This is a genomic window from Psychrobacter fulvigenes (assembly GCF_904846155.1).
GTDB classification, from domain to species: Bacteria; Pseudomonadota; Gammaproteobacteria; order Pseudomonadales; family Moraxellaceae; genus Psychrobacter; species Psychrobacter fulvigenes.
This window is the reverse complement of record NZ_CAJGZP010000001.1, coordinates 3305715-3320287: the sequence shown is the minus strand read 5'-3', so window position 1 is coordinate 3320287 and position 14573 is coordinate 3305715. Positions and strand designations below refer to the sequence as shown.

At 43.9% G+C, this 14573-nt stretch carries 7 protein-coding genes, 2 tRNA genes, 1 rRNA gene and 1 pseudogene; 6 read left to right on the top strand and 5 right to left on the bottom strand.

Annotated features, from left to right (window positions below; all coding sequences use genetic code 11):
- Positions 1-4: 4 nt before the first annotated feature.
- The gene (locus tag JMX03_RS14075; protein WP_201576776.1) at positions 5-1357 is read right to left on the bottom strand and encodes a Na(+)-translocating NADH-quinone reductase subunit A; all 1353 of its coding nucleotides are present in this window, start codon (positions 1355-1357) and stop codon (positions 5-7) included.
- Positions 1358-2064: 707 nt separating this feature from the next.
- On the opposite strand from JMX03_RS14075, the gene hisA reads away from it, so the two are divergent.
- From hisA to JMX03_RS14060, 3 genes and pseudogenes are all read left to right on the top strand, one after another.
- The gene (gene hisA, locus JMX03_RS14070) at positions 2065-2802 is read left to right on the top strand and encodes a 1-(5-phosphoribosyl)-5-[(5-phosphoribosylamino)methylideneamino]imidazole-4-carboxamide isomerase (protein WP_201576777.1); all 738 of its coding nucleotides are present in this window, start codon (positions 2065-2067) and stop codon (positions 2800-2802) included.
- A gap of 118 nt (positions 2803-2920) precedes the next feature.
- Positions 2921-4600: pseudogene (locus JMX03_RS14065) on the top strand (mechanosensitive ion channel domain-containing protein).
- Between the two features lie 66 nt (positions 4601-4666).
- Positions 4667-4960, top strand: coding sequence for a hypothetical protein (locus tag JMX03_RS14060; protein WP_201597544.1), 294 nt, complete (start codon positions 4667-4669; stop codon positions 4958-4960).
- An 89-nt stretch (positions 4961-5049) separates the two neighbouring features.
- Here the strand turns inward: JMX03_RS14060 and rnr are convergent, their stop codons facing one another.
- From rnr to thrS, 4 genes are all read right to left on the bottom strand, one after another.
- Complete coding sequence (gene rnr, locus JMX03_RS14055) at positions 5050-7308, bottom strand: ribonuclease R (protein ID WP_201597542.1); 2259 nt, start codon at positions 7306-7308, stop codon at positions 5050-5052.
- A gap of 146 nt (positions 7309-7454) precedes the next feature.
- Positions 7455-8699 carry a toxic anion resistance protein gene (locus JMX03_RS14050; protein ID WP_201576799.1) on the bottom strand — a complete coding sequence of 415 codons (1245 nt, stop codon included), beginning with the start codon at positions 8697-8699 and terminating at the stop codon, positions 7455-7457.
- Positions 8700-9026: 327 nt separating this feature from the next.
- Complete coding sequence (infC, locus tag JMX03_RS14045) at positions 9027-9530, bottom strand: translation initiation factor IF-3 (RefSeq protein ID WP_201576801.1); 504 nt, start codon at positions 9528-9530, stop codon at positions 9027-9029.
- Between the two features lie 23 nt (positions 9531-9553).
- Positions 9554-11488: a threonine--tRNA ligase gene (gene thrS, locus JMX03_RS14040; protein ID WP_201597534.1), complete on the bottom strand. Its 1935-nt coding sequence runs from the start codon at positions 11486-11488 to the stop codon at positions 9554-9556.
- Between the two features lie 1111 nt (positions 11489-12599).
- Between thrS and JMX03_RS14035 the strand changes: the two genes are divergently transcribed.
- The 3 genes from JMX03_RS14035 to JMX03_RS14025 all read left to right on the top strand — a co-directional run bounded on the left by JMX03_RS14035 (position 12600) and on the right by JMX03_RS14025 (position 14454).
- Positions 12600-14135, top strand: a 16S ribosomal RNA gene (locus JMX03_RS14035).
- Between the two features lie 159 nt (positions 14136-14294).
- Positions 14295-14371, top strand: a tRNA-Ile gene (locus tag JMX03_RS14030).
- 7 nt (positions 14372-14378) lie between these two features.
- A tRNA-Ala gene (locus JMX03_RS14025) sits at positions 14379-14454 on the top strand.
- Positions 14455-14573: the final 119 nt, after the last annotated feature.

Sequence of the window (14573 nt, the reverse complement as noted above, 5' to 3'; positions counted from 1 at the left end):
GTGGTTAGCCCTCCAGCTCAATGCGCGTTAAGTTATCACGCAAAATATCACCGAATTCATATTTGCCAGGAGAAACGAAGGTGCATAGTGCGACATCTTCTTCGTCTAATTCAAGTACGCCTAACTCTACTGCAGAGACGATATCCTCTACGATAAGTGCACGTAAAAGTTGCGTCGGCAGATAATCTTGCGGCATGACCTCTTCATAAACCCCAATAGGTACCATCGCTCGTGGTGAGCCGTTACTGGTCGTGGTAAAGTTGTATTTTTTGCCACCAAAAAACTGTGAGATATAGATAGGAAGCTTAGAGAAGCGGTTTGCACCTGGTGTAAAGAAGTGAAACGCTGGGCGCTCACGGCCTTCAGGCAACACACTGATCTGATTATGAAAGCGACCAAGATATGCTACATTGTCATATAGTCTGCGACCAGACAGTACGGAGCCTGAGATAATACGGTTCTCGCCAGCAGCTAATTGGCCTTTGGTCAATGTAGTGACGTCAGCACCACGCTCGGTAACAACCAAATGCGGTTTATTGACGGCAGGACCTGCTAAGCTAACCATACGCTCTGTATACAGGCGACCGGTCGTAAACAGCTTGCCGATAGCGATCACATCTTGATAACCAACTGTCCAGACGGTAACGCCGCGACTGATTGGATGCAAGAAGTGCACATGCGTACCGGCAAGACCAGCTGGGTGCTTACCCGAAAAGCTATGGTATTCAGTCACATTGTTAGCGGCTGTATGCGGTGCTGGTGTTGGCTTAGCATCACCATAATGACAAACAAAGGTCTTAGGACTCAGTGTTGATAAGACAGCTAGACCGTCATTGAATGCTTGTATTTTGTCGTTGATTAGCAGCATCGGGTCAAACGCTAATGGATTGGTATCCATGGCGGTGACAAAGATAGCATGCGGACGAGCACCGATTTCGGGAGAGCGGCTATAAGGACGGGTACGAAAAGCAGTCCATTCACCAGAGGCGATCAGTTGGGTTTCAACAGCTTCAGCGTCTAAGTCAGCAAGTTGCTGGGAGTCATAGCGCTGAAACTCAATTTCTTCACCGTTTGGGTCAACCTCAATCACGAGACTCTCAAACACACGGCGCTCACCACGATTAACAGCGATGACTTTACCAGCAGCAGGAGCAGTATAAATAACGCCGACTCGTTTTTTGTCTTCAAAAACGGGCTGACCTTTTGCTACGATGTCACCTTCTTTGACATTCATCGTGGGCTTCATGCCCACGTAATCGTAGCCAACAACTGCCACATGTGCGGGTCTGTGCTCTGATATCTCGCGGGAGGGCTCACCTGCGATGGGCAAATCCAAACCTTTTTTGATGGTAATCATAAGCGAAAACTTAGTCCATAGTCTAAAACGATACCAGACGTCCTGTTTGGTACAACGGCAGTATCAACGGCAGCGGTGCTCAAAACCTCGCATCATCAGTAGCCTGTGGCAAAACTGTGATGAAGCCCTTACAACACTATGCTTAAGATTGACTGCTACTAAGAGTATTAACGCTGACCTTAGACTCCTTAACAACACGTTAATGTCTTATTCGAATGACCAAAGTGGCGACTGGCTACCAAGATGCATAATAGAGTTGTCCAATCAAAGCTAACACTTAACGCTATTAACCTTAATATAAACAGCCTTACCATACCTTTTTATAGAAAATCTAAAACTTGTCGTATCTTAACCACCAAATATCATTTACCTGTCTATTTATAAATAGGCTACAGATTTTGATACATGATTGTTAAGACTCAGAAACAAATACAAATTTACCTAGGATTATACGCTAAATTAACCTAAAATTGCCAGTTACTAATTGAATTTATCCAATGGTTGTTCCGATATCAGTGACTGAAACTGGTAATAATCACTGCATAGTTATGTGTGAATTGGTATCATGCCTAGTCTTGAGGGCAAACTTAAGTTGTTTTTTACCTTAAAACAGAGTTGGTTTATATGTAACTTATAAATGGTAATTCTTGATAATTGTTGTTTCTGTTTTATTTCCGCTATTAAAAGTATTTTATAAGGAGTGCTGTATGTGTGCTGCACCTGTAATTATTCCTGCTATTGATCTAAAAGATGGTAAATGTGTACGCTTGAAACAAGGCCGAATGGAAGACGATACGGTATTCTCTGATGATCCAGTAGCCATGGCGGCACGTTGGGTAAAAGAGGGTGCGCGTCGATTACATTTGGTTGATCTCAACGGTGCGTTTGAAGGTGTGCCTGTGCATAAGCGCGTGGTGCATGACATCGCCAAAGCTTATCCGAAGCTGCCGATTCAATTGGGTGGCGGCGTGCGCAATCTAAATACTATTGAGCAGTACATTACTGCTGGCCTTACTTATATTATTATCGGTACCAAAGCGGTTGAAGATCCTGAGTTTGTTGCTGAAGCCTGCCGTGAATTTGCTGGACATATCATCGTTGGCATAGATGCAAAAGACGGTTTGGTGGCGACTCATGGTTGGGCAAATGTTACCGATACCAAGGCAACAGAGCTTGCAAAACGCTTCGCTGATGTTGGTGTCTCTTCCATTGTTTATACCGATATTGCTCGTGATGGCATGATGCAAGGCGTCAACGTCGAGCAGACAGTAAACCTAGCACGTGAAGGCGGCCTGCCAGTTATCGCATCAGGTGGGGTGACAGACATGCAAGATATTGAATTACTAAAACCTTATGGTGATTGCCTTGAAGGGATTATTACTGGACGCGCCATCTATGAAGGCACGTTGGATCTTGGCGAGGCGCAAAGTTATTTAGACAGTTAATCCTGTGTTTAGATAATCAATGCGTGAACGACTATTGTCAATATGTTCGTCTATGTTGATGGCATAGACGACTGTTAACAAAAACTTTATTAAAACAATATTTTATTCAAGGATGTTAATGCTGGCTTTTTTTGACCAACTATCCACACGTGGGCGTTTGCTGGCTTTGAGTCAACTGCTGCTAGTAGTCATGAGCATCTTTTATGTTTTACCTGCTCACGCAGCTGGTGAAGAGATCATTGATAGCGCTGCTGCACTAGACGTTAACGACAGCACTTCAGCAAGCGTAGAGGTCAAAGAGCCAGTAATAGACGCAGGAGAGAGCACTACTGTAGACAGTACAGAAACGGATAGTACAGAACCTGCGGATCTTGCACCGATAGAACCAGCACCCATAGAGCCGGCGCCAGTGATTAGCGGTGAGAGCACCAACAACGCCCAAATTGAAACCAAACCAACGCTACAAAAAGACAATGACATTCGTCAACGTATCAGCGGGATTTTTTCCGAGATTGATGGTTTGCAGGCAGTCAATGTCAGCGTGACCCAAGGTGTGGTGACTTTGACGGGTGAAACCCCAAATGAAAAAAAAGCCCAACAAGCCATTAATCTTACCAACCGCCTAACGGATGTCGTGACGGTTGAGGATAATATTGTTCGTACGCTTGATGTACAGGACAACGTCTCAACCGTTTATCAAGGGCTGAAAAACCAGCTGACAAATTTGGTTAAAGCCTTACCTTTACTATTGGTCGGTATTGTCTTATTTGGTTTGGTAGCTTGGTTCGGTAGTTGGCTGTCCAAGCGCCAAGAAATCTGGCAGCGCTTGACGCCCAATCCTTTTGTGGCCGAGCTGCTATCACAAACCATCAAAGTCATTTTTATTATTTTTGGGTTGATATTAGCGCTCAGTTTGATAGGTGCAGAGACCATCTTAGGCACACTGCTAGGCGGTGCAGGGGTCATCGGTATTGCCGTTGGTTTTGCTGTAAAAGACTCTATTGAAAACTATATTGCTTCTCTTATGCTCAGTATTCGCCAACCCTTTCGTGCTCGTGATCATGTAAAGATTAATGAACATGAAGGGATAGTGGTACGTTTGACTTCACGCGCAACTATCTTGATGACACTAGATGGTAATCAGTTGCGCATTCCTAATGCTGAGGTCTTTAAAGGCATTATTTTGAACTACACCAAAAATCCCGAACGTCGCTTTACCTTTGAGCTAGGGGTGGATGCGAATGATGACCCACTGGCCGCTATTAAGGTCGGGCTTGATGCGATTTGTACCTTAGAGTTTGTTTTGGACAAGCCCAAAGCCAATGCTGTCATTACTAATGTCGGTGATTCCAATATAGTGCTTGAGTTTCAAGTTTGGGTTGATCAATCAGAAGCAGACTTTTCTAAAGCACGTAGCATCACTATTCGTGAAACCAAACATGCTTTAGAAAATACAGGATTTAGCCTACCAGAACCGATTTATCGCTTGCGTTTTAATAATAAGTTAGAAGAAGCCTTTGAGCATATTCAAGGCGGTTAGGGCGCTGGTTCTGATATGACGGTCACGCCAACAACTGATTCCAACGCTACTTACAAAGCTCATGATAAAGATAGTGACGTCGATGATGAGGATAAAAAGCAAGCCAAAGCACGTGCCAAGCAGATACTACAGGGACAAGATGCTGAAGAAATGTTTGATGCCCGTCCTGATGCCAAGCTCATGGAAAAGGTCGAACAAGAAATTGCAGAAGGCTCTGATGAGACGGATTTATTGAATAGCAATAGCCCACAAGAGTAAGGTATGAGCTTTAGGCATAAAAAATGCAGGCTTAAGTGACAAACCTAACGTCACAAGAGAATCAGCATGCAAGCAAAAAACTTAGTTATCATCGCCTTGATAGGTATTGTCATGTTGCTGGCTTTTAATGTCATCAATGGCAATCTTCATAAGAATAACAGACAGGCTATCGCTAGCAGTAACGCATCAGCGCAATCTACGACTAGCGATTCTGATAGCTTCTCAAATAATCCGTCAGATGGGGCAGCAAAACCTCTAGGGGAGCAGCCAAAAGCCATTATAGACAAGGCAACTACACAGATTAATAACGCTCAACAAGCCGATAGCGCACGTTTTGAACAAGTGGATAGTACACAGTAAATAAAGCAGTATGATGAAACCTGACACACAAAAAAGGGGCTAAAGTTAACTTTAGCCCCTTTTTATGGTTCAATTTATGATTCAATAGTTTATGAGCTTTTTTTACCATTACTGTTACTGCGGCGACGTTTTTTCTTCGGTGCGCTCGACCCGGGCTCAGATTGATTCATTTCACTGGATTTTAATTTGGCTGTCAAATCGAAGTCGATCTGTAGTAAATCCATATTCACGCCAGCGACTTTTACTTTTACCAAGTCACCAAGTCCAAATAATGAGTTTTTATCTTTACCGATCAGTTGCTGCTGCTTTTCATCATAAACAAAGAAGTCGTCACCAACGTTTGAGATGTGCACCAGACCGTCAATGTATAAGTCGGTTAAGGTCACAAACAGTCCAAAACTTGTCACAGTAGTGATCACACCATTGAACTCTTCGCCTACATGGTCTTTCATATAATGACATTTGAGCCAAGACTCTACATAGCGCGAGGCTTTTTCGGCGCGGCGCTCGGTATCTGAAGTTTGTGTACCTGCACCATCCAAAGAGAAGTCCATAACAGGTTGCTGGCTATTTGTGACTTTTGCTTTAATTGCACGGTGTAACATCAGATCAGGATAGCGGCGAATAGGCGACGTAAAGTGGCTATATTCATCATAGGCTAAGCCAAAGTGACCGATGTTATCTGGTGAATAATTAGCCTGCATCATTGAACGTAGCAGCATGCTATGAATACTAATGGCGTCGGGTCTGTCTTTAGTCGCTTCGATAATCCGCTGATAATCGGCTTGCGTTGGATTCTCCTCTGGAAAGGGTAAACCAAAGTTCTTTGCATATTCGTGAATACGCATTGATTTTTCACCATCAGGCTTATCATGGTTACGATATAAGACTGGTAGCTCGTTTTTCAGGGTAAAATTCGCCGCGCAGGTATTCGCCAGTAGCATACACTCTTCGATAAGCTTCTGTGCGTCACCGCGAGTACGTGGCAAGATAGCAGCGATGCCACCCTTTTCGTTGAACTTAATATAAGTCTCAACCGTCTCAAACTCCATCGCATGACGTTGTTCACGCTTTTTGACGAGCAGCTCATACAGCTGATATAGGGTATCGACAGATTTTTTGACGTCTTTGTTTTCTGTCAATGATTTTGGAACAATGTCATCTTTTGGGTTTTCAAGATAACTATTCACCTGCGTATAGGTCAAGCGTGCTTGTGAATGTATCACTGCAGGATAGAACTCATAGCCTGTGACGTTACCGGCGCGAGATACCTTAATGTCAGCCACCATACATAGGCGATCAACCGAAGGGTTCAGTGAGCACAGTCCATTGGACAGAACTTCAGGGAGCATCGGAATGACACGATGCGGGAAGTACACAGAGGTGCCGCGCTCATAAGCGTCTTGATCAAGCGGAGAGTTGGGTGTCACATAATGGCTGACATCCGCAATGGCCACTAGCACACGGTAGTTACCACCAGCGCGCTTCTCTGCAAATACCGCATCGTCAAAGTCACGTGCGTCTTCACCATCGATAGTAATCAATGCAACATCACGTAAGTCTTTACGACCTTTTAGATCTTTTTTGCTCGGTTCTCTATAGTCATTGGCTTGCTTCAGTGCCGCTTCGCTAAACTCAGATGGAATATCATAATTGAGTAGCGTTGTTTCAATAATAAGTTCACGATCGTTTTCATCACTAAGTACTTCAGTGATTTTTCCAGTTGCAAACTCATGCTGATTGGGCCAATCGATGACATCTACCTTGACGGGAGCACCTTGCTTCGCTTCAAATGCTTGTACGTTTTCGTCAGTAACGGTAATGGGCTGATGATTATTTGGGCTACCAAGCTCAACACAATATCCTTCTTCATCACGAGCTAGAGTACCAATGAACTGATCTTGATGACGCTCAGTAATTTCAACGATACGCCCTTCGGTACGGCCACGGCTGTCTATCGAAGTACCGACAGCATTTACCTTATCACCATTGAAGACCCAGCGCATTTGCTTTTCATGCAAAAACAAGTCTGGCATATCAGCCAATACCACAAAACCAAAGCCTTTTGCATGGGCAGAGACTGTGCCGCTGACGACATCTTGTTGCGTCACTGCACGAAAGCGAGAAGGACGCCCTTCGCGGTTAATCTGGCCATCACGTACCATCGCCTTTAGGCGATTGGCTAAGGCTTCGATTTGATCTGAATCATCAATATTGAAAGCTTTTGCCAGCTGCTGATGTGTCGCTTCGCCATATTCTGTAATCGTGCGCAATATAAGCTCACGGCTAGGGATGGGGTTGACATATCTTTGTGCTTCAGCCGAGGCGTTTGGATCATTCCAAGTCATAAAATACCGTATCTGTTTTTAAAATTATTAATAGGGGACATCTTAACACGAACCACGAGGGTTAACACGAGTGACGAAGCAATAACTTATGTCACTCGTATCATGGATAGGCGTTTGTCGCTGTTTTTACTTCATAGCGACATACGTTAGATGTCGATATCAGTGGTACTCGATTTATCTGTAATCTTTTTACTATCCAGTTCTTTTGACACTTCAAGCACTGTAGTTTGGTTCGATTTATCTAAGTATTTTTGGGCTTTATCGACTTCGGTGGTCAAAGTATTTACCGTCTGTTTCATGTTTTCTAGTGCTTCAATCTTGTAGTTGCTGATCATATCCATCGTATCATAGACATTATTGAAGGCATTTTGTAGCTTATCAAGCTCAATAGTGCTGCTGGTTGCTTGCTCATGGATCTCACCTGATTGGCGTTTGAGCATGGCAGAAGTTGACTCAATCAGACTGCTGGTTGTCTTGTTCAGCGCAGTGATTTGGTCAAGTACCAGCTTTTGATTGGTCATCGCTTGAGCAACGACAACGGCCGTACGTAGTGCCGATATCGTAGTGGTGGTAGCGCGATCCACCCCTTTGATCAACTCTAAGTTATTTTTACGAATGGTATCAAGTGCCAGATAACCCTGCACGTTCACTGCTAATTGCGTTAAAAAGTCAGTGTTTTTTTGACGCACATAAAACAACATCTCTTCTTTAATAATGCGCGCTTTTTCTGGGTCAGTTGCTTCTATTGCATAGACTTTTTGCTCAAGCTGTTCATCTATTTTTTTACCAACATAGATGTATTGACGAATAGACTGCATCAACTCCCACATATTGACTTTTTCTTGCTCAATCATGGCATTGTCTTTAAGCAGTTCGTCCTTACCATTATAAAGGCTAGTGACCACGGCATTGATATGCGACTGTGCTGATTCATATTGGCGGAAGTAATCTTGTACTTTATTACCAAAGGGTATGAGGCCAAATAATTTACGTGAGCTGGTCAGCTCTTTTTTACTCGGGTCTAAGTCCTCTACGATACCGCGCAGCTCAGTAAGCGACTTAGCAATAGGCGAGTTATCAAACAAGCTATCGTTCAAGCTTTTAGCTGGTAGCTCTAGCATGCGGTTAGATACTTGCGCTGATTCACGTATCTCTTTGGTGCCCAAGTTATGAATGGACTGCACGTTTTGTTGAAACTCAGGACTATGAACAGAGTTGGTAAGGACATGGTCAACGAAAGCATCAACCTTCGCATCCAGTTCTGGAATCTGGCTTTTATCCAAGGAAACCATCTGATCCGCTTCACTTTTCTGTACTTCTTTCACGGGTGCAGGTGGGGTCAAAGAGATACTAGGGTTAGTAGCGTTTTCTGGTGGCGTCAATTCTTGCATAAAATTTCCTGTAATAACTGAGATAAGAAGTATGTTTGCTTATAGGTATTCGTTATCGTTGTATTAGATACATTGCTAAATAGCATAGCCCTTTAGACTACCGTGTAATGACTAAGTCGTGAAGATGGATTTTGTAAAATACAGTTAGAGAATATTTCTTATAAAAGGTTGTTTATCTCATCAGTGTTTACAAACCAGTAGGGTATAGCATGATACTCTTTCTGTTTATGAGTATCCCAATACCAAAAAACCACCAATATCCCGCAGCATATTGATGGTCAAAAACTTAGATATTTATGCTAGGTAACAGTACGCTATCCAACTTTACTATCTTTTCTTAGTAGGCCCTAGCAGCATGCCCATTTGTCGACCTTCCATTTTTGGATGTTGTTCGACGTTTGAGATCTCAGCGGTATCTTCAATGATGCGTTCGAGCTGTTTGCGACCAAGTTCTTGGTGTGCCATCTCGCGACCACGGAAGCGGATACTGATTTTCACTTTGTCCTGATCTTCTAAGAAGCTGACAATTTTACGCAGTTTGACCTGGTAATCCGCTTCATCAGTACTAGGACGCAGTTTCATCTCTTTAAGCTGGGTCTGCTTTTGGTTTTTCTTAGCTTCTTTTGCTTTTTGCTTTTGATCATAGAGGTAACGTTTGTAATCCATGATCTTACATACTGGCGGTTTGGCATCAGGAACTAGTTCGACCAAATCTAAATTGTCATCACGTGCCGCTTTCATCGCGGTATCGATATCGACTACGCCCATTTGTTCGCCGTCTTCTTTAACAAGACGGACTTCTTTGACGCTGATATCTTCGTTGATGTTCAAACGGTTTGACTGTTTAATAGGTATTACTCCTCATCTGTTTTTTGATTCTGTCGGCCTTTTTCGGCGACGGCTGTCTGTACTAATGTAATAAATTCAGAAACACTCATCACGCCTAGGTTTTCACCTTCGCGGGTTCGGACGTTGACGCTGCCTGATTCAACTTCTTTATCCCCTAATACTAGCATATAGGGGATACGTTCTAATGTTTTCTCTCGTATCTTAAATCCAATCTTTTCGTTACGCAAGTCACTAATAGCCCGCAGACCTGCATTTTTTAGTTCACTAACGACATTTTCGCAGGTTTCCGCTTGTTTGTCAGTGATGTTCATCACCACAACTTGTTGCGGCGCAAGCCATACTGGCATCCAACCCGCATAATGCTCAATCAATATGCCGATAAAGCGTTCAAACGAGCCTAATATAGCACGGTGCAGCATGATAGGCGTTTCACGCTCATTTTGCTCATTGACAAACTCAGCATCCAAACGCTCAGGCATATTGGGGTCGACCTGAATAGTACCACACTGCCAAACACGACCTAAACTGTCTTTGAGACTAAACTCAATCTTCGGGCCATAAAACGCGCCTTCACCTGGCAAGTATTCCCACTCAAGCCCTGAGCTATCAAGCGCGTCAGCCAACGCTTTTTCAGCAAAATCCCAAGACTCATCGCTACCGACACGCGTTTCAGGACGAGTGGACAGCTTCATCTCAATATTTTCAAAGCCAAAGTCTTCATAGACAGCTAAGGTAAGTTTAATAAAGTCAGCGACTTCTTGCTGAATCTGGGCCTGCGTACAAAAGATATGCGCATCATCTTGCGTAAAACCGCGTACGCGCATCAAACCATGTAATGAGCCTGATGGCTCGTTACGATGACACGAGCCAAACTCTGCCATGCGTAATGGCAACTCACGATAAGACTTTAGGCCTTGATTAAACACTTGCACGTGACAAGGACAGTTCATTGGTTTTACCGCGTAATCACGGTTTTCACTCGACGTGGTAAACATATTAGCGCCGTAGTTACCCCAATGCCCTGAGCGCTCCCACAGGCTACGGTCAACGATTTGCGGCGTCTTAATTTCTTCGTAGCCATTATCATACTGCACTTTGCGCATATATTGCTCAAGCACTTGATAAATCGTCCAACCATTAGCGTGCCAAAACACCATACCTGGCGCTTGCTCTTGCATATGAAACAAATCTAATGCACGACCAATCTTACGATGGTCACGTTTTTCCGCTTCTTCAATACGCTTAATATAGGCTTTTAAATCTTTTTTATCCGCCCATGCTGTACCATAGATACGTTGTAACTGTTCATTCTTGGCATCGCCGCGCCAATAAGCACCTGACATCTTAGTCAGTTTAAACACTTTCAAGAAACGCGTATTGGGCACATGCGGGCCACGACACATATCGACATATTCTTGATGATAATAAAGTCCTAATTGTTTCTCTTCAGGCATATCATTGATTAATTTGATTTTGTAATCTTCGCCGCGTGCCTTAAAAATCTCAATCACCTCATCACGAGGTGTCATTTTTTTGATGACATCGTAGTCTTGTTTAATCAACTCCATCATACGCTTTTCGATCTTTTCCATGTGCTCAGGCGTAAATGGCGTCTCACTATAGATGTCGTAATAAAAGCCTTCATCAATGACAGGTCCAATGACCATTTTGACATCAGGATACAGCTGTTTGACGGCGTGACCGAGTAAGTGCGCACATGAATGGCGAATAATATCGACACCATCAGCATCTCTAGGGGTTACGATTTCGACTTTTGCATCAGCAGTGATAGGATCAGAAGCATCTACCAAGCGCCCATCTACACGCCCAGCGACAGTCGCCTTAGCCAAACCTGCCCCGATACTTTGCGCCACTTCCACAACTGTGGTATTGCCTTCGAACTCTTTTACGCTACCATCGGGTAAAGTAATCGCTACCATAATTTATTCACCTGTTTTTGGATCCGTTGGCAGTGATGATTGCAACTATCAATCATATGACTGTAAGATCGCATCAATTTTATATCCAAGAATCGTGATATGTTGTGATATATACATCCCTTAAATACGCTTAATCTGTATCCCGCGCTACTATAATGGACAAACCGCTGCAGTAGACCAGTCGTTGCAGTTTAAACCGCAGCAGCCTGACCTTTAAATACAGTTAACTGACCGTGCGAGTAAGTAATGCAATAAAAGCGTATATTATAGCAAAAACCTTCTATATACACCAGATAGCAAGGGGTAGCGTATACAGTTGCTTTTATCATTATTAAAACATATGGCAGTCTTCGGCGCCGACTGTCTTAGTAAGGTATGATTCAATAGTAATCAATAAGCCTATAAAGCTTTAATAACAGGCTAACGCAAATCAGGCTATATAGAATACAACTAAATAACTATTGGCAATGACATCTAATAATAATGACATCTAATAATATAGTGAGAGAGCCAGAGATGAAAGTAATAGAAATAAAGATAATAAGCCTAATCTGTATAAAAAGGTTTTAGTATCAATTAAGTAAGAAGTCCTATATAGGGGTGTTAGCAATTAAATTCAAATAACTTGATGGAAGTGCTTGACACCTGCTGTAGAACGTCTATAATACGCAGCTCATCAGGACAAGGCAGTGATAGAAGCGAAAGCTAATAACCGTCTAACCTGTTGAAGTTAAATAAAATAACAGCTTGACAACCCAATCCATTGTGATATGATAGTCGGCTCGCTAGTTAGGATTAACCAACAAGGTTAAAACGACTAGTGAAAGCAATACCCTATATAATCAACTACTGGACGACAGTAGCTTGACACTATTTAAAAGCATAACTAAAGAACAACTTGTGTGGATTTTTGCTGACACAGAATGCTAAAAAATAAAGTTGTGAGACCTCGTTTATCTGGGGACTTATAACTATAAAAATTATCATTCTTTAAAGCAAGAAAACTCAAAGTTAATTCATTACGAACATAATTTAGAGCGACGAGCCAGAAAAGAATGAGCCAAGATTAGGAGTCATCTTACTATTTATAGTGAAGACTTCAAGCAAGATTAAACTGAAGAGTTTGATCATGGCTCAGATTGAACGCTGGCGGCAGGCTTAACACATGCAAGTCGAGCGGTAACAGGAGAAGCTTGCTTCTCGCTGACGAGCGGCGGACGGGTGAGTAATACTTAGGAATCTACCTAGTAGTGGGGGATAGCTCGGGGAAACTCGAATTAATACCGCATACGACCTACGGGAGAAAGGGGGCAGTTTACTGCTCTCGCTATTAGATGAGCCTAAGTCGGATTAGCTAGATGGTGGGGTAAAGGCCTACCATGGCGACGATCTGTAGCTGGTCTGAGAGGATGATCAGCCACACCGGGACTGAGACACGGCCCGGACTCCTACGGGAGGCAGCAGTGGGGAATATTGGACAATGGGGGCAACCCTGATCCAGCCATGCCGCGTGTGTGAAGAAGGCCTTTTGGTTGTAAAGCACTTTAAGCAGTGAAGAAGACTCTAGGGTTAATACCCCTAGACGATGACATTAGCTGCAGAATAAGCACCGGCTAACTCTGTGCCAGCAGCCGCGGTAATACAGAGGGTGCAAGCGTTAATCGGAATTACTGGGCGTAAAGCGAGCGTAGGTGGCTTGATAAGTCAGATGTGAAATCCCGGGCTTAACCTGGGAACTGCATCTGATACTGTTGAGCTAGAGTAGGTGAGAGGGAAGTAGAATTCCAGGTGTAGCGGTGAAATGCGTAGAGATCTGGAGGAATACCGATGGCGAAGGCAGCTTCCTGGCATCATACTGACACTGAGGCTCGAAAGCGTGGGTAGCAAACAGGATTAGATACCCTGGTAGTCCACGCCGTAAACGATGTCTACTAGTCGTTGGGTCCCTTGAGGACTTAGTGACGCAGCTAACGCAATAAGTAGACCGCCTGGGGAGTACGGCCGCAAGGTTAAAACTCAAATGAATTGACGGGGGCCCGCACAAGCGGTGGAGCATGTGGTTTAATTCGATGCAACGCGAAGAACCTTACCTGGTCTTGACATATCTAGAATCCTGCAGAGATGCGGGAGTGCCTTCGGGAATTAGAATACAGGTGCTGCATGGCTGTCGTCAGCTCGTGTCGTGAGATGTTGGGTTAAGTCCCGCAACGAGCGCAACCCCTTTCCTTAGTTACCAGCGGGTTAAGCCGGGAACTCTAGGGATACTGCCAGTGACAAACTGGAGGAAGGCGGGGACGACGTCAAGTCATCATGGCCCTTACGACCAGGGCTACACACGTGCTACAATGGTAGGTACAGAGGGCAGCTACACAGCGATGTGATGCGAATCTTTTAAAGCCTATCGTAGTCCGGATTGGAGTCTGCAACTCGACTCCATGAAGTAGGAATCGCTAGTAATCGCGGATCAGAATGCCGCGGTGAATACGTTCCGGGCCTTGTACACACCGCCCGTCACACCATGGGAGTTGATTGCACCAGAAGTGGTTAGCCTAACCTTCGGGAGGCGATCACCACGGTGTGGTTGATGACTGGGGTGAAGTCGTAACAAGGTAGCCGTAGGGGAACCTGCGGCTGGATCACCTCCTTATAGACGCATTCGGTCAGCAAGAATTCACAACAAGTTGTTCTTTAGTTTAGTTTATTAGCTTAGTATGTAAGGTACTGCTAGCCAAGCTTATAGAGAATCCTATTTAAAGGATTCTCCTTGCGAAGCTAAAAAAGCAGTGCTTTTTTTACACGCTTCTCAGGGTCTGTAGCTCAGCTGGTTAGAGCACCGTGTTGATAACGCGGGGGTCAGTGGTTCAAGTCCACTTAGACCCACCATATATATGGGGCCATAGCTCAGTTGGTAGAGCGCCTGCCTTGCACGCAGGAGGTCAACGGTTCGACTCCGTTTGGCTCCACCACTATAAACGACATGCTTTAGATAGAATATTTAAATACGTATAAATAGAAACAAGTGATTCAGCCGAGACGGCATTGATTACTTCTTTCTGTTTTATACAGAATCTGTGACTTGACGAGA

What these genes read in the sequence shown, in the direction of transcription:
- rnr (WP_201597542.1), bottom strand. Translation starts at nt 7,308, where the DNA reads ATGACTTGGAATGATCCAAACGCCTCGGCTGAAGCACAAAGATATGTC.
- JMX03_RS14050 (WP_201576799.1), bottom strand. Translation starts at nt 8,699, where the DNA reads ATGCAAGAATTGACGCCACCAGAAAACGCTACTAACCCTAGTATCTCT.
- thrS (WP_201597534.1), bottom strand. Translation starts at nt 11,488, where the DNA reads ATGGTAGCGATTACTTTACCCGATGGTAGCGTAAAAGAGTTCGAAGGC.
- hisA (WP_201576777.1), top strand. Translation starts at nt 2,065, where the DNA reads ATGTGTGCTGCACCTGTAATTATTCCTGCTATTGATCTAAAAGATGGT.
- JMX03_RS14075 (WP_201576776.1), bottom strand. Translation starts at nt 1,357, where the DNA reads ATGATTACCATCAAAAAAGGTTTGGATTTGCCCATCGCAGGTGAGCCC.
- JMX03_RS14060 (WP_201597544.1), top strand. Translation starts at nt 4,667, where the DNA reads ATGCAAGCAAAAAACTTAGTTATCATCGCCTTGATAGGTATTGTCATG.